Here is a 17,996-nt window from a genome sequence, read left to right as displayed (position 1 = left end):
GCTCGCTCCCTGATGCCTCGGACCTCACCTGCCTAGTGGAGCAGGCTCTTGTCCTTGGCGCGGGTCAATCCTTCCGCAAAAGCCACTGCCGTGTCCAGCCCCCGGCCGCTGCCGAGCGCCGCCACGGCCGGGCGGCTGCGCGTCAGCAAGCCACGGGCGACGTTGCGGGTCGATTCCACGCTGACATCATCGATGCGCTGGACGAGCTCTTCCACGGTGAGCGGACGGCCATAGGCCAGCATGTGCCGCGCCAATTGCTCGGCGCGCGAGCTGCAGCTCTCCAGCGCCATGAGCAGGCCGGCCTTCATCTGCGCCTTGGCGCGCGCGATTTCGGCTTCGGTCAATGTCTCCACCGACTCGTTGATGACATCGACGATGACTTCCATCATCTCCGGCGCATCGGTGGGATCGGTGCCGGTATAGAGACCGAAGAAGCCGGTGTCGGTATAGGGCGCGTGGAAGGTGTAGATCGAATAGCAGAGACCGCGCTTTTCGCGCACTTCCTGGAACAAGCGCGAGGACATGCCGCCGCCGAGAATGTTGGTGAAGACCTGCAGACTGAACAGCGACAGGTCCGATTGCGGCAAGCCTTCCAGCGCCAGCGTCAGATGCGCCTGTTCAAGATCGCGATTGACCACACGCGAACCGCCCTTGCCGAACATCGCCGGCTGCGGCTTCGGAGCGGCCGTGCCTTCGAAGCTGGAAAAGCGATCGGCGGCTTCATGCACGACCTGGCGATGATTCACGGCGCCGGCTGCAGCCACCACCATGTCCGGCCCGCGATAATGCGTGGACAGGTAGCTCTGCAGCATGTCGCGATCAAACCCCTTCAGCGTCTTGGCGGTGCCCAGAAGCGAACGGCCCATCGGCTGGTCGGGATAGCAGAGCTCGTTGAGATGTTCGAACACGACATCGTCCGGCGTATCCTGCGCCGCGCCGATCTCCTGCACGATCACGCTCTTCTCACGCTCCAGTTCATCCGGCACGAAAGTGGGATTGGCGAGAATGTCCGAGAGCACATCGAGCGCCAGCGGCACATCGGCCTTCATCACGCGGGCGTAATAGGCTGTGGTTTCGGTCGAGGTCGCGGCATTGAGATCGCCGCCGACCGCCTCGATCTCCTCGACGATCTCGCGCGACGAACGCTTCTTGGTGCCCTTGAACGCCATGTGTTCGAGCAGATGCGAGATGCCGTGCTCGTTGGGCTTCTCATCGCGGCCACCGACGCCGGTCCAGACGCCGAGCGCGGCGGTTTCCAGATGCGGCATGGTATCGGTGATGACCGTCAGGCCCGAAGGCAGTTTGGTAACTTCGACAGTCATCAGGACACTCCTTGCTTCGCAGCGCGGCTGACCGACAGCACGAACTGCTCAATATCGCTTTGGTCATTCTTCATGACCTTAATATGCTCGGGCTTCGTCATCAGCCCTTCCAGATAGACCGGCAATGCCGGCCGCACGCCGCAAGCCGCTTCCACCGCATCGGGGAATTTCGCTGCATGCGCTGTCGACAGCACGACATTGGGCACATGCATCTCTGTGGTGTCGCGATCGGCGACGGCCAATGCCACGGCGGTATGCGGATCGATCAGGTCGCCGGTCTCGCGCCACGCCGCGCGAATGGCAGCCGATGTCTCGTCCTCGTCGGCGCGGCCGGATTCGAAATCGGCACGGATCGCGGTCAGCACTTTCTCGGGCAGCACGAAACGACCGGACTGCTTCAGCGAATCCATCAGGCCACGCACCAGCGCAGCATCGCGGCCGGAGGCTTCGAACAGCAGACGTTCGAAATTCGACGACACCTGAATGTCCATCGACGGGGACGACGAGGCGTGCACCTCACGCACCTCGTAGATGCCGGTCTTGAGCGTGCGATCGAGGATGTCGTTGACGTTGGCGGCGACGCGCAGCTTGCGCACCGGCAGACCCATGCGCTTGGCCACATAGCCCGCAAAGATGTCGCCGAAATTGCCGGTAGGTACCGTGAAATCAACGCTGCGTGCAGGCGCACCGACGGCGACGGCCGAGGTGAAGTAGTAAACCACCTGCGCAACGATACGCGCCCAGTTGATCGAGTTCACACCTGACAACGACACGGCGTCACGAAACTTGTGATGGTTGAACAGGCCCTTCACGATCGCCTGGCAATCGTCGAAATGGCCCTCGACGGCGAGCGCATGGACGTTCGACGCGCCGGTCGTGGTCATCATGCGACGCTGCACGTCGGAAATACGGCCGTTCGGAAACAACACGACGAGATCGACATTGTCGCGGCCGGCGAAGGCATCGACGGCGGCACCGCCAGTATCCCCCGAGGTCGCGACCACGATTGTGGTGCGCTGATTGCGCTTGGCGAGGACGTGATCCATCAGCCGCGCGATGAGCTGCATGGCGACGTCCTTGAACGCCAGCGTCGGACCGTGAAACAGCTCGAGCACGAACTGGTTCGGCGCGGTCTGGTCGAGCGGCACCACGGCGGGATGGCGGAAGGTGGCATAGGCCTCATTGGCCATGCGCCCGAGATCCTCGTCGGAAATCTCGCCGGCCACGAACGGCCGGAGCACCTCGACGGCGACTTCCCAATAGGGCCGGCCGAACAGCGACGCGATGGTCTCGGGCGACAATTGAGGCCAGACCTCGGGAATGTAGAGACCGCCGTCGCGGGCAAGCCCGGTCAGCATGACATCGCAAAAACCGAGTTTCGGGGCCTCTCCCCGCGTCGAGATATAGGTCGTCAAGGCGTCCTCCAAAGGCGCGGAAACCGCCAAGCCTTTGATAATAATGGGGTTAAAACTTCACGCCGCGTGAAATCGAAGGCACCATAATGGGTTTCGCGGGGCGAGGAAACCGACTTTGGCCGGGGTTCAGGCCCGCCGCTGCCCCCTTATCCAGACCCCGAAGGCAATCACCACGGCCGCCGCGAGGCCAAACCATGTGATGGCATATTGCATGTGGTCATCCTTGAGATGGATTTCGAGCGGACCGGGCTTCGGAATGGCGTTGGCCGGCACGGGACTTTCCAGATCGATATAGAACGGCGCGACAGGGCCCCAGCCGAGCGCCTGCGCCATGGCGCGCTGGTCGCGGTTGAACCACAGACGTTTGTTGACGTCGTCATGGGGCGTCAGCGTACCCGCTGTTTCGGGAAAACGCAGATAGCCGGTCATGGTCACCGGCGCTCCGGTGATGAGCTTCTGCACGGCGCGGTCCTGCTGGGCGCGATCCTGCATCGTGTTCTGCACGAAGCCCGCATTGATCACGACAGTCTCGCCGGATACCAGCTGCGCCGGCAGGAAGGCCCAGGTCACCGGGCCCGGTACATCCGGCCGCACCCCGGAGCCGGAGCTGTAGACCATGCCGTCCGGCACGGATTTGTAGGTGGCCGAGAAGCTGACGCGGCGGAATTCGTCCTTCGCCGGGGTCAGCGTGCTCCATGTGGCGGGCGCGGGCAATGTGCCGGGCGCACCTGCAAGGCGCTCCGTGAGTGCAGCGATCAATGCATGTTTCTCTGTGCGGCGCTGTAGCTGCCAGAATCCGAGGCCGAGAAGCACGCCAACGATGATGAGCGTGACGATGCCGAGACCGGTGATACTGCGCCGGCGCGCTGCAACAGTGTTCATTTCGGCGTGCGATCGATGAGTTGGCCTTCGGAGGCCTTGTGGTGGAATTGCAGGGCGATCAACAGCGACTTCATGGAGCGCAATGGCAGCAGCGTGGTCGCGAGAATCAGCGGCAGCCATAGCGCGGCATGCAGCCAGAATGGCGGCTGATACTTGACCTCCACCACCAGCGCGCAACCGACCACGATGGCACCGGCGAGCATGATGATGAAGATCGCCGGGCCATCGCCGGTGTCGATGAAAGCATAGTCCAGTTCGCAACGCTCACAGCGCGGCGCCAGATTGATGAAGCCCGCATAGAGCTTGCCCTCGCCGCAGCGCGGGCATTTGCAGGTCAGGCCGCGGATGACGGTCTGGCCGAGCGTGACGGGGGCAGCGAGTTGATCGGGCATCGAGGCAATTTCTTTCACGCCGCAGAGGCCAACGAAAAAGGGCGGCCCTGCGGCCGCCCTCTTGTAGCACCCGAATGCGATCAGTGTGCGGCTGCGCCGACGATAGGGCCGCCATAGCCCCAGACATAGATCGTGACGAACAGGAACAGCCAGACCACGTCCACGAAGTGCCAGTACCAGGCGGCGAATTCGAAGCCGAGGTGCTGCTTCGGCGTGAAGTGACCGGCATAGACGCGGAACAGACAGACCAAGAGGAAGATGGTGCCGACCAGCACGTGGAAACCATGGAAGCCGGTCGCCATGAAGAAGGTCGCGCCGTAGATGTTGCCCTTGAAGCCGAAAGCGGCGTGGGCGTATTCGAACGCCTGCACGCAGGAGAAGGCAGCGCCGAGCAGTACGGTGAGGATCAGGGCGTATTTCACCGCCTTGCGGTCGCCTTCCAGCAGCGCGTGATGCGCCCAGGTGACGGTCGTGCCCGAGGTCAGCAGGATCAGCGTGTTGAGCAGCGGCAGGTGCCAGGGATCGAAGGTCTGGATGCCCTTCGGCGGCCAAACGCCACCGAACAGTGCTTCGCGGGTGGCATGGACGGGATCGCCGGGGAACAGCGACGAATTGAAATAGGCCCAGAACCAGGCAACGAAGAACATCACTTCCGAAGCGATGAACAGGATCATGCCGTAGCGATGGCTGATCTGCACCACGCGGGTGTGATCGCCCTTGTACTGAGCTTCACGAACCACGTCGGTCCACCAGCTTGCGAACACGTAGAGCACGCCGATGGTGCCGACGCCGAACACGATGGGCGCCGCGGCATACATGTGATGCATCCAGCTGACCGCACCGACCGCCATGATGAAGGCGAACAGCGAGCCTACCGCCGGCCACGGCGAGGGATCGACGAGGTGATAGTCGTGGTGCTTTGCTTGCGCCGTAGCCATTGCGGTTCTCTCCGTCAGCTGCGCCGGTTGAAGCCGGTGCGAGTTCTCTCAATTTTATAACTTGGAACGCTCCAGGATTTCTCCTGAAGGTTACCCGTATCTCAGAGGTTTCCCTTGCGCTTGTCAGTCTCCGTCGCCGCCAGCGGCTTCGGCGCCGGATCGCGCAGGGGGTAGAACGTGTAGGACAGTGTGATCGACTTCAGTCCGTCATTCTCGCTATCCGCGGCCAGCGCAGGATCGACATAGAATACGACGGGCATTTCGCGCTTCTCACCGGGCGCCAGGGTCTGGTCGGTGAAGCAGAAGCAATTGATCTTCTGGAAATACGCACCCACCGTCAGCGGCGCTACATTATAGGCAGCCTGTGCGGAGGTGGTACGGGCGGACTGGTTGGTCACCGTATAGAACACGGTCACGACCTCGCCGATCTTGACCTCGATCTCGCTCTGCTCCGGGACGAATTTCCATGGCAGGCCGCCCGACACATTGGCATCGAAGCGCACGGCGATCTTGCGCGCGATCGGTCCCGTCGCGGGTGCTGAACTCGCCACCATCGTGGTGCCGTTGAAGCCGGTGGCGCGGCAGAACCAGTTATATAGCGGCACGGCGGCGTAGGACGCGCCGACCATGAAGGCGACCAGCAGACCGCACGCCGCAGCCACAGCCACATCGCGACCGAGGCGCGGCTTCGAGGCTTTGATGTTCTGCGGCTGATCGGTCATGTCACTCGGCTTCTGTCATTACATCGGCCGGATGAGAACGGCCGGCCCCTTGACCATGGTGACGGCAAAAAACAGCACGACGAGAATGCCGAGCGCCCAGGCGATGGCCAGCGAGCGTTCGCGCCGGCTCTTCTTCTGCGCCTCGGTGAGGACGATGCCCTCTGGCTCGGTAGGCTTGCGCTCATTGTCCATCGGATCATGCGCCCCTCTACCAGACCATCGGGAGGATGGCCTTCACGACCACCTCGAGCAACAGAATGGCAAACAGCGCGAACAGATAGACGATCGAGAAAGCAAACAGCTTGCGAGTCGCGCGATTGGCAGGCGTGCCTTCGCGCAGACGATAGACCTCGACGGCGAGATACATCATGCCGGCGCCAAGGATCAGCGAAGCCGTGCCGTAGATGGCAGAGAAATAGCCGAGTGGCCAAGGTGCGACGGCAGTTGCGACCAGCACAACGGTGTAGAGCAGGATCTGCAGCCGGGTCGCGTCGGGACCGGCAACCACCGGCAGCATCGGCACGCCGGCGCGGGTGTAATCGTCGTTGCGGAACAGGGCCAGCGCCCAGAAATGCGGCGGGGTCCAGAAGAAGATGATCAGGAATAGCAGGACCGGCTCCATCGAGAGCGTTCCTGACGCCGCAGCCCAGGCAACGACTGGCGGCAGCGCGCCGGCTGCACCGCCGATGACGATGTTCTGCGCGGTCCAGCGCTTCAGAGCGATGGTGTAGATCACGACATAGAAGAAGATGGTGAAAGCGAGCAGCGCGCCGGCGAGCCAGTTGACGAGGATGCCGAGCGTCATCACCGAGAAGAAGGCCAGCACCAGACCGAAGGTCAGTGCTTCCGGCCGGGTGATGCGACCGCGCGGAATCGGGCGGTTGGCGGTGCGCGACATCAGGGCGTCGATATCGGCTTCGTACCACATGTTCAGCGCGCCGGAGGCGCCGCCGCCGACAGCGATACAGAGGATCGAGGTGATCGCCAGCACCGGGTGATGATCGCCCGGCGCCAGGAAATAACCGACCATGGCCGTGAACACGACCAGCGACATCACCCGCGGCTTGAGCAGCGCGATGTAGTCGGCAACACCCGCTTCGGAGATGCGAGGGGCAGACAGGTCGATGGTATGGTGGTCGAGGACGGACAAGATCATTCTCACTTTTGTTACGAGCACTCCGCCGAAACCCTTGCGAGTTCGGCGGAGGCATTAATTCGGTGCGGCACCCAAGAGCGCCGCACGAAAACCACTTACTGAACGCGCGGCAGCACTTCGAACTGATGGAACGGCGGTGGCGAGCTCAGGGTCCATTCCAGCGTGGTCGCACCCGAACCCCACGGATTGTTCGCAGCCTGTTCCTTGCGGACGAAGGCTTCGATCACGCCGTAGATGAAGATCAGCACGGCAAAGCCGGAGATGTAGGAGCCGATCGACGACACCAGGTTCCAGCCGGCGAAGGCATCCGGATAGTCGACATAGCGGCGCGGCATGCCCGACAGACCCAGGAAGTGCTGCGGGAAGAACACCAGATTCACGCCAATGAAGGTGACCCAGAAATGCGCCTTGGCGATGGTTTCCGAATACATGTAGCCGAACATCTTCGGGAACCAGTAATACCAGCCGGCGAAGATGGCGAACACGGCGCCTAGCGACAGCACGTAGTGGAAGTGCGCGACGACGTAATAGGTATCCTGCAGCACGCGATCGACGCCGGCATTGGCCAGCACGACGCCGGTGACGCCGCCGAGGGTGAACAGGAAGATGAAGCCCACCGCCCACAACATCGGCGCCTTGAACTCGATGGAACCGCCCCACATCGTGGCGATCCAGGAGAAGATCTTCACGCCGGTTGGTACCGCGATGACCATGGTGGCGGCAACGAAGTAGGCCTGCGTCGCCGACGACATGCCGACGGTGTACATGTGGTGCGCCCAGACGACGAAGCCGATGCCGCCGATGGCGACCATCGCATAGGCCATGCCGAGATAGCCGAACACGGGCTTCTTCGAAAAGGTCGAGATGATCTGCGAGATCATGCCGAAGCCGGGCAGGATCAGGATGTACACTTCGGGGTGACCGAAGAACCAGAACAGATGCTGGAACAGGATCGGATCGCCGCCGCCGTCTGCGGCGAAGAAGGTGGTGCCGAAGTTACGGTCCGTCAGCAGCATGGTGATGGCGCCCGCCAGAACCGGCAGCGACAGCAGCAGCAGGAACACGGTCACCAGGATCGACCACACGAACAGCGGCATCTTGTGCAGGGTCATGCCCGGCGCGCGCATGTTGAAGATGGTGGTGATGAAGTTGATGGCACCGAGGATCGACGATGCACCGGCGAGATGCAGCGCCAGAATCGCGAAGTCGACGGCAGGCCCGGGATGGCCCGATGTCGAGAGCGGAGCATACATGGTCCAGCCGGCACCGACGCCGTTGGCGCCGGGCTCGCCTTCCACGAAGGTCGAGATGATGAGCAGCGCAAAGGCAGCCGGCAGCAGCCAGAACGACACGTTGTTCATGCGCGGGAACGCCATGTCCGGCGCGCCGATCATCAGCGGCACCATCCAGTTGCCGAAACCGCCGATCATCGCGGGCATCACCATGAAGAAGATCATGATCAGGCCGTGTGAGGTGACGAAGACGTTGTAGGTGTGGCTTTCGTGGAAGATCTGGACGCCCGGATACATCAACTCGATGCGGATCAGGATCGACATGATGCCGCCGATGACACCCGCCACGATCGCGAAGATAAGGTACATCGTGCCGATGTCCTTATGGTTCGTCGAATAGACGTAGCGCCGCCACCCCGTCGGATGCGCATGCGCATGATCGTCGTGGGCGTGATCGTCGTGAGCCGGTGTTGCCGCGGTCGTTGCCATTTTCAAATCCTGCTTTGTCTTCTTCTGGCAGTCTTTGGACCTTGCGGTCCCCTCGCCCTAATTTCTTACAGTGCGTGCGGAGCCTCGCGGCTCCGTCACCCGCTTACTGCGCCACAGCAGTTCCGGCCGAAGCGTAGGAATTCGCCGGATTGGACGCGAACTTCTTCTTCGCTGTCTCGATCCATGCGGTGAATTCCTGATCGCTGACGACGCGGATCGCGATCGGCATGAACGCGTGATCCTTGCCGCACAGTTCCGAGCACTGGCCGTAGAACATGCCGGTCTTGGTGGCCTTGAACCAGGTTTCGTTCAGACGGCCCGGAACGGCGTCGATCTTGATGCCGAAGGACGGGATCGCGAAGGAATGGATGACGTCCGCGGCGGTCGTCTGCACGCGCACGACCTTGTTCACGGGAACGACGACTTCGTTATCGACGGCAAGCAGGCGCGGCTGCTTGTCGGTGGCCATCAGCGAGTCGAATTCGAACGGGCCGTTGTCGGGATAGCTGTAGGTCCAGAACCACTGCTTGCCGGTTGCCTTGATGGTCAGGTCGGCTTTCGGAATATCGAGTTCCAGGAACAGCAGACGGAACGACGGCACCGCAACTGCGACCAGGATCAGAACCGGGATGATCGTCCACGCCACTTCGATCAGCGTGTTGTGCGTGGTCTTGGAGGCGACCGGGTTGGCCTTGGAGTTGAACTTCATCACCACGATGACGAGAAGTACAAGCACGAACAGTGTGATGGCGGTGATCAGCCAGAGCAGGAAATTATGAAACCAGGTGATGTTCTCCATCACCGGCGTGGCGGCTTCCTGCAGCTTGAATTCCCACGGCGCGGGCTGGCCCATCACCTCTGCGAATGCAGCACCGCCAAAAGCAAGCCCGGCCCCAACAACTGCTAACCCCAGCAACCGGCGGCCAATCTGGCCCCTCGACATCCTCATGCCGCTCGCGCTCCCATATTTACTGTCGCATTTCGGCCTGTCGCCGAATTATGCCGCCCGATCCGCACCCTGCCAATTTGCCAAAACGCCCAAGTGATTGGCCTGGAGGCAGTTGTTAGAATGCGTCGAAATCTAGCCTCTCAAACCATAATTCGCGGTCTGTCGCAATGCAGGAGTGGCGCATCCCGTAATGCATTCGGCGGTATTGAACGAAGGTCGCAATTGCTGCATGAAATCAGGCATAAAGAGGCGCGCGGCAGCCGAACGGCGCTTGACAGCGGAATTGTCCGATGTAGGCACAGATCAGGCGATCAGCAGGATGCTGATTCGCGCCTGCGAGCGCTTTCGTGGCTCCGTGGATGCCTTCAAGGCGCCGTCATTGCCGTATCATTCCGTGGTCTGGAAAAATCCTCCGGACAGACAGCGTCAAGCGTGCTGCCCTGGACTACGACCACCACGTCACCGCCTAAGGAATCGACCCGGATGGGGCACTCAAAGTTGCAGCATAAACCGACCCTGAACCGCCCAAGCCGCGGGATTGCAGGCTGGCGCCGACTGGCGCTCGGTTGTCTCGCCCTGGCGACGATCGCCGCCGTCCCGGGCACCGTCCACGCCCAGGGTGCGGTGCGCTCGGTTCATGGCGACTGGCAGATCCGCTGCGACACCCCACCCGGTGCCCAGGCCGAACAATGTGCCCTGATCCAGAGCGTGGTGGCGGAAGACCGCTCCAATGCCGGCCTGACGGTGATCGTGCTGAAGACCGCCGACCAGAAGAGCAAGCTGATGCGCGTGGTGGCGCCGCTCGGCGTGCTGCTGCCATCCGGCCTCGGCCTCAAGCTCGACAATCAGGACGTCGGCCGCGCCGGCTTCGTGCGCTGCCTGCCCAATGGCTGCGTTGCCGAAGTCGTGATGGACGACAAGCTGCTCGCCCAGCTCCGCACCGCCAAGACTGCCACCTTCATCATCTTCGAAACGCCCGAAGAAGGCATCGGCTTCCCGCTCAGCCTCAACGGCATCGGCGAGGGTTACGACAAGCTGCCATAGGCTTTGAACCCGGCAGCATTAGCCGGAACCACGCCCTCTGTAATAGTCCAGCAATCGCCGGGCATCTTCAGATGTCCAGTCGGCCTCCCCTGCAAGATATCCCTCGACCTGCCCCGTCGTCCCGATCAGATATGAGATAGGCATCGCGTAAAGGCTGAACGGAGTATCCGGAGCAGCAACCTCGCCGGCACGCGCGACCAGTCCACCAGGGTCGATACCGACATCGAGATGTCTCAGCTTCAGGTTGCGCGCGAACGAAGCGACGTCCGCGCGATCGGTGGCGATCGCGATCACCTGCAGATTTGCGCGCGTCTCGATATCCTGCAGTCGATCAAGGATCGGCAGTTCGGTCTTGCAGGCCGGGCACCATGTCGCCCAGAAATTGACCAGAACGACCTTTCCTGGAAACGCGGTCAGATCAACCGGCTTGCCAACTAGGCGAGGCACCGCAACGGACGGGATCGGCCGCGCTCCCCGGATGACAGTGAACTGATGCCGGGTGGTGCCAAAGGGCGGCGGCCCGTCAGGCCGCGCATCCGCGGCAGCGCCCCCCGCCGCCAATGCGGCCGTCGTGGCGAGTGCCCGTTTGAGCAGCGTACGTCGCGAGATTGGCGAGCGAGCAATAGCCCGTCCGCGGTGCGGTGTTGTCACGGTCCAGCCTCCGATGGGCATCAAATAGGGTAGCGAAGGGTGCCGCTCAGGATCGGATATAGGACCAACCCGCTTCCTGTAGCTCGATGATCCGCCCAGGCCCGCTCGGAACCATCTGGACATTGTCGATAAACGAAATCGGATGGCCCTCGCTGCGCTCCATACCGAGCTTGGTCGCTTCGCAGACCACGAAGCGAATGTCAGGGGTGAGAGCCTGGACGACCTTCAGCAGTTCCTTGACCGGCGACGTGTCCACTCGAAACATATGAATACCGGCGTTGTAAGCGACGATTTCGATCGAGAAGTCCTGCTTCGTCTCCCGATAGTATTTCGGCAGGTTTAGCGACGTCGAAATCAGCGCTCTCATGACGGTCGGGTCATCAGTGTTGATCTGCAGCACGAGACGATGTGCCTTGGCCGCCGCAGGCTTCGTCTCCGGCGCCCACGGCTTTGAAATGGCGGACCCTGCATCCGTCAAAGCCAGAGTGACGAATAACGGTGCCGCAAACGCCAGACCGAACGCCACCGTGGCCAAAGCCTTGCCGCTATAACTCCGCATTGAAATCATCACTTGCACTCGAACACACTGAAACGTTCGGCTTTTTTCAACGGCAATCCGTGGATGGCCGGATGAGAGCGTGAGCGCTCGCTACCTGAGGATCATGCTGCGCTTGGCGTAAGCCACGATACCGCTCAATGCGAGCAGCACGATCGCCGGAATCGGCGAACCACCGATGACAAACACATGCGTGAAAATCGCACCGATCATGATGCAGCACAGGAGGGCCGCGCCAAACGCGACCGTTGACGGAATGATGATCAGGACCGCTCCGAGGATTTCGAGCGTGCCGGTCAGATAGCGGAACCATTGCCCAAGACCGATATGTTCGAACTCCTCGACGAGCATCGGCACGCCGTAAAGCTTGGCAGTCCCCGCAGCGGCGAACGCAAGAGCGAGCAAGCCCCTGACGGCCCAGAGACTGATGGAGGTCCAGCGCCGCGGTGCTGACGAGGTGACGGAAGACGATGACATAAGCAGCTCCGAAGATGGTCAAAACGGTTTCGGCGACGCGGCTGACGGCAAAGTCTGCTTCAGATCCACGGCGCGCTTTCGAAGCACAAATTTCGGCAGTAAGATGAAAAAGACAAGTAGAATGCTTTTTCTGAGATAGTATGAAAAACATGACTAATGGAAAAACAGGCGATATCGCGCTCCCCGAATGTCAGCAGGGCCGGGAAGTAGAAGATTTTCATCGGGCGCTGGGGATGATTACCGGCAAATGGAAATGTGAAATCCTCTGGCAACTGGTCCAGAACAAACACCGGTTTGGAGAACTGCAGCGAGCGATTCCGAATGTGACGCAACACATGCTGACGACACAACTACGCGATCTCGAGTCCAACGGACTCGTCAAGCGCACGGTCTTCGCCGAGATCCCTCCGAGGGTGGAATATGAAATCACGGAATCGGCGAGAGCGCTCAGGCCGGTCTTCGACGAACTGTTCCGATGGTCGCAGGCGCATTTCTCTGCGATGCAGGCCCGATCCACGACCTCACCCGGCTCCGACGAGAGCGCAGCGCCCCTGACTCATCCTTAATCCAGAAATGGAGCGACTTACTCGCCGGGCACCAGCCCGACCGCATGACGGCGCCCAGGCTTCGATGCCGCACGCAGGCGGCGGCGCGAGAAATACAGGATGAAGCCGGTCACGGTGAACAGCGGCATCAGGGCCGCGGCCAGCAAGAACACGATGCGACCAGGCAGCCCCAGGAATGCACCGGTGTGGATGTGCAGCACCGCGGCCAGAATGCGCTCACCGAATGTCTTGTCGTTGTAGAGCTCTGCCGACACCATGCGGCCGGTCACGCCATCGATGCGGAAATCGTCGCGCGCTTCATCGAATGACGCATCCTTTGCCACCGAGCGGATACGCACGACACTGCCCGGTCCGTTCGGCACCTGTATGATCGCCATCGCATAGCGGCTGCCTTGATCAGCCAGAAACGTCGACCAGACCTTGTCGAGTGACGGAGTCGCAGGCGCATCAGCGGCAGGTGCTTTGGCGCCGCCCTTTACTCCACGCATGGCCGGCGCACTCGCAGCGGGCTTGCTCGACAGCAACCAGGTGGCGCTGGCCTTGTACCAGTCGAACGACCACCAAAGGCCGGTGAGAATGGTCACCAGATAGACCGGCAGCAACCAGGTGCCGACGACGCTGTGCAGCGACCTGTGAAACGGACGGCCGGGCATCGCCAGGTTCGGCTTCATCCAGGCCTTGATGCTGCGGACACGGCGCGGCCAGCGCAGCACCATCCCGGAGATCAGCAACACGAACAGGCCGAGCACGGCGACGCCGGTGATCAGACGGCCATAGCCATTGCCGTTACCGGGCAGCAGCAGAAAGCGATGCAGGTTGCGCAGCGTCGCGAAGAAGCCCTCCCCCTGCATCGCCGAGACCACACGGCCATCATAGGGATCAACATAAACCGACGAGCGCTCCCCAGTCTCGCTGCGGGCAAAGCGCATCCGCACCGCCGTGCCTGGCTCGCTCGAAAAGACAATGAGACCAACCTTGCCCGCCCCCGGCACCGCCTGAACCCGCGCCACCAGCTCATCAGGTCCGAGCACAGGTGCGGGCCGCGGATCGACCTTCGTGACATCGCGATTCAGCGTAGCGACGATCTCGTCCTCGAAGCTCAGCATGGCGCCGGTCAGACCGATCAGGCCGAGGATCAGCGAGATCGCCAGGCCGATGATGGAATGGACTTGCAGGAATGCGGATTTGGTTCGTGAGGCCATGAAAAGCGATAATTGCCAGAAGAGATTGGTCCTGCAAGGAATACCGTTCACACAGGATGGTACTCGGAGGTCTACCGCACCGCAGCCTGAGGCGCATCGGAGCGCAGTTTGTAATAGCTCCAAGGTAGCCCCATCATGGCTGGCACGGTTGCCCCCAGAGGATCTCGCCCCGGCGATGTGCAGGCCTCCCTTTTTGTCAAAACAGCACCTATCTTGGTTTGAATCGCCTGTTTCGCCGCAGGTTACGCCATTGTAAGGCGACCCATCCCCGGGTTGTCGCTACAAATTGAAATCGTGGCCCCGCGCCTGGCGCCGGGGCCGCGCCGCTGACATTGGAGCCTGCATGACCAGCCCAGCCACCACCTCCCTGATCGACCGCGCCAATCTGGACCGCGACGAGGTTCGCCGCGAGCTCATGCGGGGGCTTCAGGGAGCTGACGATGGCGAGCTGTTTCTTGAATACAGCCAGTCCGAGGCGCTTGGCTTCGACAACGGCCGGCTGAAGCAGGCGACCTACGACACCGCGCAGGGTTTTGGCCTTCGCGCCGTCAAGGACGATGCGGTCGGCTATGCGCATTCCTCCGATGTCTCGATCCCGGCGCTGATCCGTGCGGCTGATGCGGTCAATGCGGTCCGTGGCGGCTATGCCGGTACCTTTGCCGCAGCCCCCTCGCACACCAATGTGCGGCTCTATAGTGACGACAATCCGCTGGACGCGCCGGGCTTCGAGGCCAAGGTCAAGCTGCTGGCCGAAATCGACGCCTATGTGCGCGACAAGGACCCGCGCGTCCGTCAGGTCTCGGTCTCCCTCGGCGCCACCTGGCAGGTGGTCGAAATCCTGCGCCCGGACGGCGAGAGCTATCGCGACATCCGTCCGCTGGTCCGCGTGAATATCTCCGTCGTCGCCGGTCAGGGTGATCGGCAGGAAAGCGGCTCGAAGGGCTATGGCGGCCGCGAGGGCTATGCGCGCTTCATCGAGAGCGGTTCGTGGCGCACGGCAGCCGACGGCGCGCTGCGCGAGGCACTGGTGAATCTGGAATCGATCCCAGCCCCTGCCGGCGAAATGGACGTGGTGCTCGGCCCCGGCTGGCCCGGCGTGATGCTGCATGAAGCCGTCGGCCACGGGCTCGAGGGCGATTTCAACCGCAAACAGACCTCGGCTTTTGCCGGCCTGATGGGCCAGCAGGTTGCCGCCAAAGGCGTGACTGTCGTCGATGACGGCACGATCTCGTCGCGCCGCGGCTCGCTGTCCATCGACGACGAAGGCACGCCGACCAATCGAACAACGCTGATCGAGGACGGCATCCTGGTCGGTTACATGCAGGACCGCCAGAACGCGCGCCTGATGGGCATGAAGCCGACCGGCAACGGCCGTCGCCAAGGCTATGCCCATGTGCCGATGCCGCGCATGACCAACACCTACATGCTGGCCGGCCAGCGCGATCCCGCGGAGATTCTGGCTTCGGTGAAGAACGGCATCTATGCGGTGAACTTCGGCGGCGGCCAGGTCGACATAACTTCCGGCAAATACGTGTTTCAGTGCACCGAGGCCTACAAGATCGAGAACGGCAAGATCGGCGCGCCGCTGAAGGGCGCGATGATGATCGGCAACGGTCCGACCGACCTGCACCGCATCAGCATGATCGGCAACGATCTCGCGCTCGATGATGGCATCGGGACTTGCGGCAAGCACGGCCAGGGCGTGCCGGTCGGCGTCGGCCAGCCAACGCTGCGCATGGACAAGGTGACCATCGGAGGAACGGGCCAGTGACCACGGATACGGAAACCACAACCGTCGCATCGACTGCAAAGCGCTGGTCCGGCCAGCTGGCACAGATCGTCGCGATCGTCGGCATTGTCTTCGTCGCCAAGGGCGCGCTCGCCGAACCGTTCTATGTGCCGTCGGCCTCCATGGAGCCGACGCTGCTGATCGGCGATGCATTGCTGGCGACAAAGTTTCCCTACGGCTACTCAACAGCCTCGCTGCCGATCCATGTCTCCCTTCCCGAGACCGGCCGCGTCTTCGCGACCACGCCGAAGCGCGGCGATGTCGTGGTGTTTCGCTGGCCCGGCGACCGCTCCCAGGTCTGGGTCAAGCGGGTAATCGGCCTGCCGGGCGACCGCGTCGAACTGCGCGGCGGTCAGGTCTGGCTCAATGGCGTCGCGACGTCGGTGAAGGCCGACGGCATCGGTGCCGCGGAAGACGATAGCGGCGGCTCCGAACCGGCGCATCGTTATGTCGAAACCCTGCCCGGCGGCGTATCGCATCCGATCTTCAAGCTGCGTGACAACGGCCGCCTCGACAACACGCCGGAAGTCGTCATTCCCCCCGACCATCTGTTCGTGATGGGCGACAACCGCGACAACTCCGCCGACAGCCGCGTACCGGTGTCGCAAGGTGGTGTCGGCCTGCTGCCGATGGATAACCTCGTCGGCCGTGTCGATGCCATCGTCGGCTCATGGGATCTCGGCGTGCGCAACCAGCCGGTGAGCAACTGGCTATCGGGCTTCCGCATGGCGCGGTTCTTCACCGGGGTGCATTGAGCGCCGCGACAGCAGCATGCGCACAGCAGATTTCATTTCTGCTGTGCTGCGCAATCCGGTCCATGACGCGCTACTCTGCCGGCTGAATAAACTCGGTCTCCCGGACGCCTGGATCGTCGCCGGTTGTCTGACGCAAACGGCGTGGAACGTATTGACCGACCGCAGGGTCGATTACGGCATCAATGACTACGACGTGTTTTACTTCGACCCCGATCTGTCGTGGGAGGCTGAAGATCGAATCATCGCCTGCTTCCGCGAGTGCGCTGACCGTACCGGCTCCCGCATCGAAGTGCGCAATCAGGTCCGCGTCCATCTCTGGTATCCCAAAAAACACGGCAAGCCATACCCTGCTTTGTCTTGCGCAACGGATGGCATCGACCGGTTTCTCACCCGATGCACGCAAGTCGGCCTGAGCAGCAATGGTGTAGATGTCTACGCGCCAGCCGAACTTGATGACGTGGATGGATTCGTCGTGCGCCCGAATCTGGTGCCAAATTTCTCCGCAGAGGCGTATCGGACCAAGTCTGCACGCTGGCGGGCCCTGTGGCCTAAACTCAAGCTTCACGGCTCGGAAGCTCGACATCTCGACATGACCGGCGAGGCAAGGCCGTTATGACGTTCGAAGATATCCGCACACTCGCGCGCGCTTGGCCTGAAGTCGACGATGGCACTTCCTACGGTACACCCGCTCTCAAGGTGCGCAAGAAACTGCTGGTCCGACTAAAGGAAGACGGCGACTCGCTGGTGATGCCCGGCGTTCCGCGGGACGAGCGCGACATGCTCGTCGAGAACGAACCGAATGTCTTCTATTTCACCGATCATTATCGCGATTATCCGATGGTGCTGATCCGCCTCTCCAAGGCTAAGCGCGCTCTGGTCGAACCGCTGTTGCGACGACAGTGGCTGGCGCTGGCCTCGAAGGCCGCGCGCAAAGCGTTCGAGACCGAAGGCTCTTCCCGTCAGAAATAGGCAATGGCGCGGCCGCATATGGCGACCGCGAACCAGATGACCATTGATGCCAGAGCGCCTTGCCGCGCGCCCGCAGGCATCGGTGACAGCGGCGGCAACGCTGCGATCCTCGGCATGATGATCGCCTCAACCCAGACGACATTGAGCAAGCCCAGCGCGATCAAAGCCACCTTGATCTGAAACACGCGGTTCAGCACGACATGACTCGCTTCGGCGGTAAACAGAATGCCGCCGGTGAGCACGAGGCCGAGAAATCCGGCAATGGCAAAACGGCGCGCCCTGCGCAGCAGCGGACCGGGCGCCGTTGCAGCCAACCCGCCTGCAAGCCGGACATCCATCACCGCAATGGCACCGGCGAAGAACATCAGCGCGACGATGTGGCCGATATTGGCAGACATATAGAGCCAGCGCGATTGCCGGATCGCAGCGCCAATTGCGGACGCTTCCATCGCCATGAAGATCGCGGGTGCGCTCTCGGTCATGGGCCGGG

The 17,996-nt window shown here is 62.0% G+C and carries 21 protein-coding genes; 6 read left to right on the top strand and 15 right to left on the bottom strand.

All coding sequences use genetic code 11. The annotated features are described in order from the left end of the window. Nucleotides 1-32: 32 nt before the first annotated feature. From AB8A50_RS23840 to coxB, 10 genes are all read right to left on the bottom strand, one after another. Nucleotides 33-1,322, bottom strand: coding sequence for a M16 family metallopeptidase (locus tag AB8A50_RS23840; RefSeq protein ID WP_093761650.1), 1,290 nt, complete (start codon nucleotides 1,320-1,322; stop codon nucleotides 33-35). Continuing rightward, nucleotides 1,322-2,737 (bottom strand): threonine synthase, encoded by a 1,416-nt coding sequence (thrC, locus tag AB8A50_RS23835; RefSeq protein WP_439079113.1) that lies wholly within the window; start codon nucleotides 2,735-2,737, stop codon nucleotides 1,322-1,324. The genes AB8A50_RS23840 and thrC overlap by 1 nt, the downstream gene beginning before the upstream one ends. Before the next feature lie 126 nt (nucleotides 2,738-2,863). Continuing rightward, nucleotides 2,864-3,619 (bottom strand): SURF1 family protein, encoded by a 756-nt coding sequence (locus tag AB8A50_RS23830; protein ID WP_439079112.1) that lies wholly within the window; start codon nucleotides 3,617-3,619, stop codon nucleotides 2,864-2,866. Then, complete coding sequence (locus AB8A50_RS23825; protein ID WP_439079110.1) at nucleotides 3,616-4,011, bottom strand: DUF983 domain-containing protein; 396 nt, start codon at nucleotides 4,009-4,011, stop codon at nucleotides 3,616-3,618. Before AB8A50_RS23825 ends, AB8A50_RS23830 begins: the two co-directional genes overlap by 4 nt. Before the next feature lie 80 nt (nucleotides 4,012-4,091). After that, nucleotides 4,092-4,949 (bottom strand): cytochrome c oxidase subunit 3, encoded by an 858-nt coding sequence (locus tag AB8A50_RS23820; RefSeq protein WP_089266832.1) that lies wholly within the window; start codon nucleotides 4,947-4,949, stop codon nucleotides 4,092-4,094. Nucleotides 4,950-5,050: 101 nt separating this feature from the next. Next, on the bottom strand, nucleotides 5,051-5,671 hold the full coding sequence (locus tag AB8A50_RS23815) for a cytochrome c oxidase assembly protein (protein ID WP_120288168.1): 621 nt from the start codon (nucleotides 5,669-5,671) through the stop codon (nucleotides 5,051-5,053). 18 nt (nucleotides 5,672-5,689) lie between these two features. Continuing rightward, nucleotides 5,690-5,863, bottom strand: coding sequence for a CoxF protein (locus AB8A50_RS23810; protein ID WP_120288167.1), 174 nt, complete (start codon nucleotides 5,861-5,863; stop codon nucleotides 5,690-5,692). 16 nt (nucleotides 5,864-5,879) lie between these two features. Continuing rightward, on the bottom strand, nucleotides 5,880-6,821 hold the full coding sequence (locus AB8A50_RS23805) for a heme o synthase (protein WP_309943809.1): 942 nt from the start codon (nucleotides 6,819-6,821) through the stop codon (nucleotides 5,880-5,882). Nucleotides 6,822-6,922: 101 nt separating this feature from the next. Then, a complete protein-coding gene (gene ctaD / locus AB8A50_RS23800; RefSeq protein WP_068732612.1) occupies nucleotides 6,923-8,548 on the bottom strand; it encodes a cytochrome c oxidase subunit I in 1,626 nt (541 codons plus the stop codon). Nucleotides 8,549-8,651: 103 nt separating this feature from the next. Next, entirely contained in the window at nucleotides 8,652-9,497 is an 846-nt protein-coding gene (gene coxB / locus AB8A50_RS23795) for a cytochrome c oxidase subunit II (protein WP_120288166.1), read from the bottom strand. Between the two features lie 483 nt (nucleotides 9,498-9,980). Here coxB and AB8A50_RS23790 point away from each other — a divergent pair, with 483 nt between their 5' ends. Then, entirely contained in the window at nucleotides 9,981-10,541 is a 561-nt protein-coding gene (locus AB8A50_RS23790; RefSeq protein ID WP_439079108.1) for an invasion associated locus B family protein, read from the top strand. Between the two features lie 18 nt (nucleotides 10,542-10,559). Here the strand turns inward: AB8A50_RS23790 and AB8A50_RS23785 are convergent, their stop codons facing one another. The 3 genes from AB8A50_RS23785 to AB8A50_RS23775 all read right to left on the bottom strand — a co-directional run bounded on the left by AB8A50_RS23785 (nucleotide 10,560) and on the right by AB8A50_RS23775 (nucleotide 12,225). Beyond that, entirely contained in the window at nucleotides 10,560-11,192 is a 633-nt protein-coding gene (locus tag AB8A50_RS23785; protein ID WP_439079107.1) for a TlpA family protein disulfide reductase, read from the bottom strand. Between the two features lie 46 nt (nucleotides 11,193-11,238). Then, complete coding sequence (locus tag AB8A50_RS23780) at nucleotides 11,239-11,751, bottom strand: DsrE family protein (protein WP_089266825.1); 513 nt, start codon at nucleotides 11,749-11,751, stop codon at nucleotides 11,239-11,241. A 90-nt stretch (nucleotides 11,752-11,841) separates the two neighbouring features. Beyond that, entirely contained in the window at nucleotides 11,842-12,225 is a 384-nt protein-coding gene (locus AB8A50_RS23775; protein WP_439079105.1) for a DoxX family protein, read from the bottom strand. A gap of 233 nt (nucleotides 12,226-12,458) precedes the next feature. Here AB8A50_RS23775 and AB8A50_RS23770 point away from each other — a divergent pair, with 233 nt between their 5' ends. Beyond that, nucleotides 12,459-12,791, top strand: coding sequence for a winged helix-turn-helix transcriptional regulator (locus AB8A50_RS23770; protein WP_439080023.1), 333 nt, complete (start codon nucleotides 12,459-12,461; stop codon nucleotides 12,789-12,791). 17 nt (nucleotides 12,792-12,808) lie between these two features. On the opposite strand, the gene AB8A50_RS23765 is transcribed toward AB8A50_RS23770, so the two are convergent. Beyond that, nucleotides 12,809-13,993, bottom strand: a complete 1,185-nt coding sequence (locus AB8A50_RS23765; RefSeq protein WP_439079103.1) for a PepSY-associated TM helix domain-containing protein — start codon at nucleotides 13,991-13,993, stop codon at nucleotides 12,809-12,811. A gap of 343 nt (nucleotides 13,994-14,336) precedes the next feature. On the opposite strand from AB8A50_RS23765, the gene tldD reads away from it, so the two are divergent. From tldD to AB8A50_RS23745, 4 genes are read left to right on the top strand one after another with little or no spacing between them, the layout of a single operon-like run. Further along, entirely contained in the window at nucleotides 14,337-15,764 is a 1,428-nt protein-coding gene (gene tldD / locus AB8A50_RS23760) for a metalloprotease TldD (RefSeq protein WP_089266822.1), read from the top strand. Further along, on the top strand, nucleotides 15,761-16,537 hold the full coding sequence (lepB, locus tag AB8A50_RS23755) for a signal peptidase I (protein WP_439079102.1): 777 nt from the start codon (nucleotides 15,761-15,763) through the stop codon (nucleotides 16,535-16,537). The genes tldD and lepB overlap by 4 nt, the downstream gene beginning before the upstream one ends. A gap of 16 nt (nucleotides 16,538-16,553) precedes the next feature. Further along, nucleotides 16,554-17,153 carry a nucleotidyltransferase family protein gene (locus AB8A50_RS23750; RefSeq protein WP_439079101.1) on the top strand — a complete coding sequence of 200 codons (600 nt, stop codon included), beginning with the start codon at nucleotides 16,554-16,556 and terminating at the stop codon, nucleotides 17,151-17,153. Further along, on the top strand, nucleotides 17,150-17,506 hold the full coding sequence (locus AB8A50_RS23745) for an MmcQ/YjbR family DNA-binding protein (protein WP_439079100.1): 357 nt from the start codon (nucleotides 17,150-17,152) through the stop codon (nucleotides 17,504-17,506). The genes AB8A50_RS23750 and AB8A50_RS23745 overlap by 4 nt, the downstream gene beginning before the upstream one ends. Here AB8A50_RS23745 and AB8A50_RS23740 read toward each other — a convergent pair. Continuing rightward, entirely contained in the window at nucleotides 17,497-17,988 is a 492-nt protein-coding gene (locus tag AB8A50_RS23740; RefSeq protein ID WP_439079099.1) for a DUF6644 family protein, read from the bottom strand. The genes AB8A50_RS23745 and AB8A50_RS23740 overlap by 10 nt on opposite strands. Between the last annotated feature and the right edge of the window lie 8 nt (nucleotides 17,989-17,996).

Origin of the sequence: Tardiphaga sp. 841_E9_N1_2 (assembly GCF_051811065.1) — a bacterium.
Taxonomy (GTDB): domain Bacteria; phylum Pseudomonadota; class Alphaproteobacteria; order Rhizobiales; family Xanthobacteraceae; genus Tardiphaga; species Tardiphaga robiniae.
This window is presented reverse-complemented; position numbering and strand designations above follow the sequence as displayed.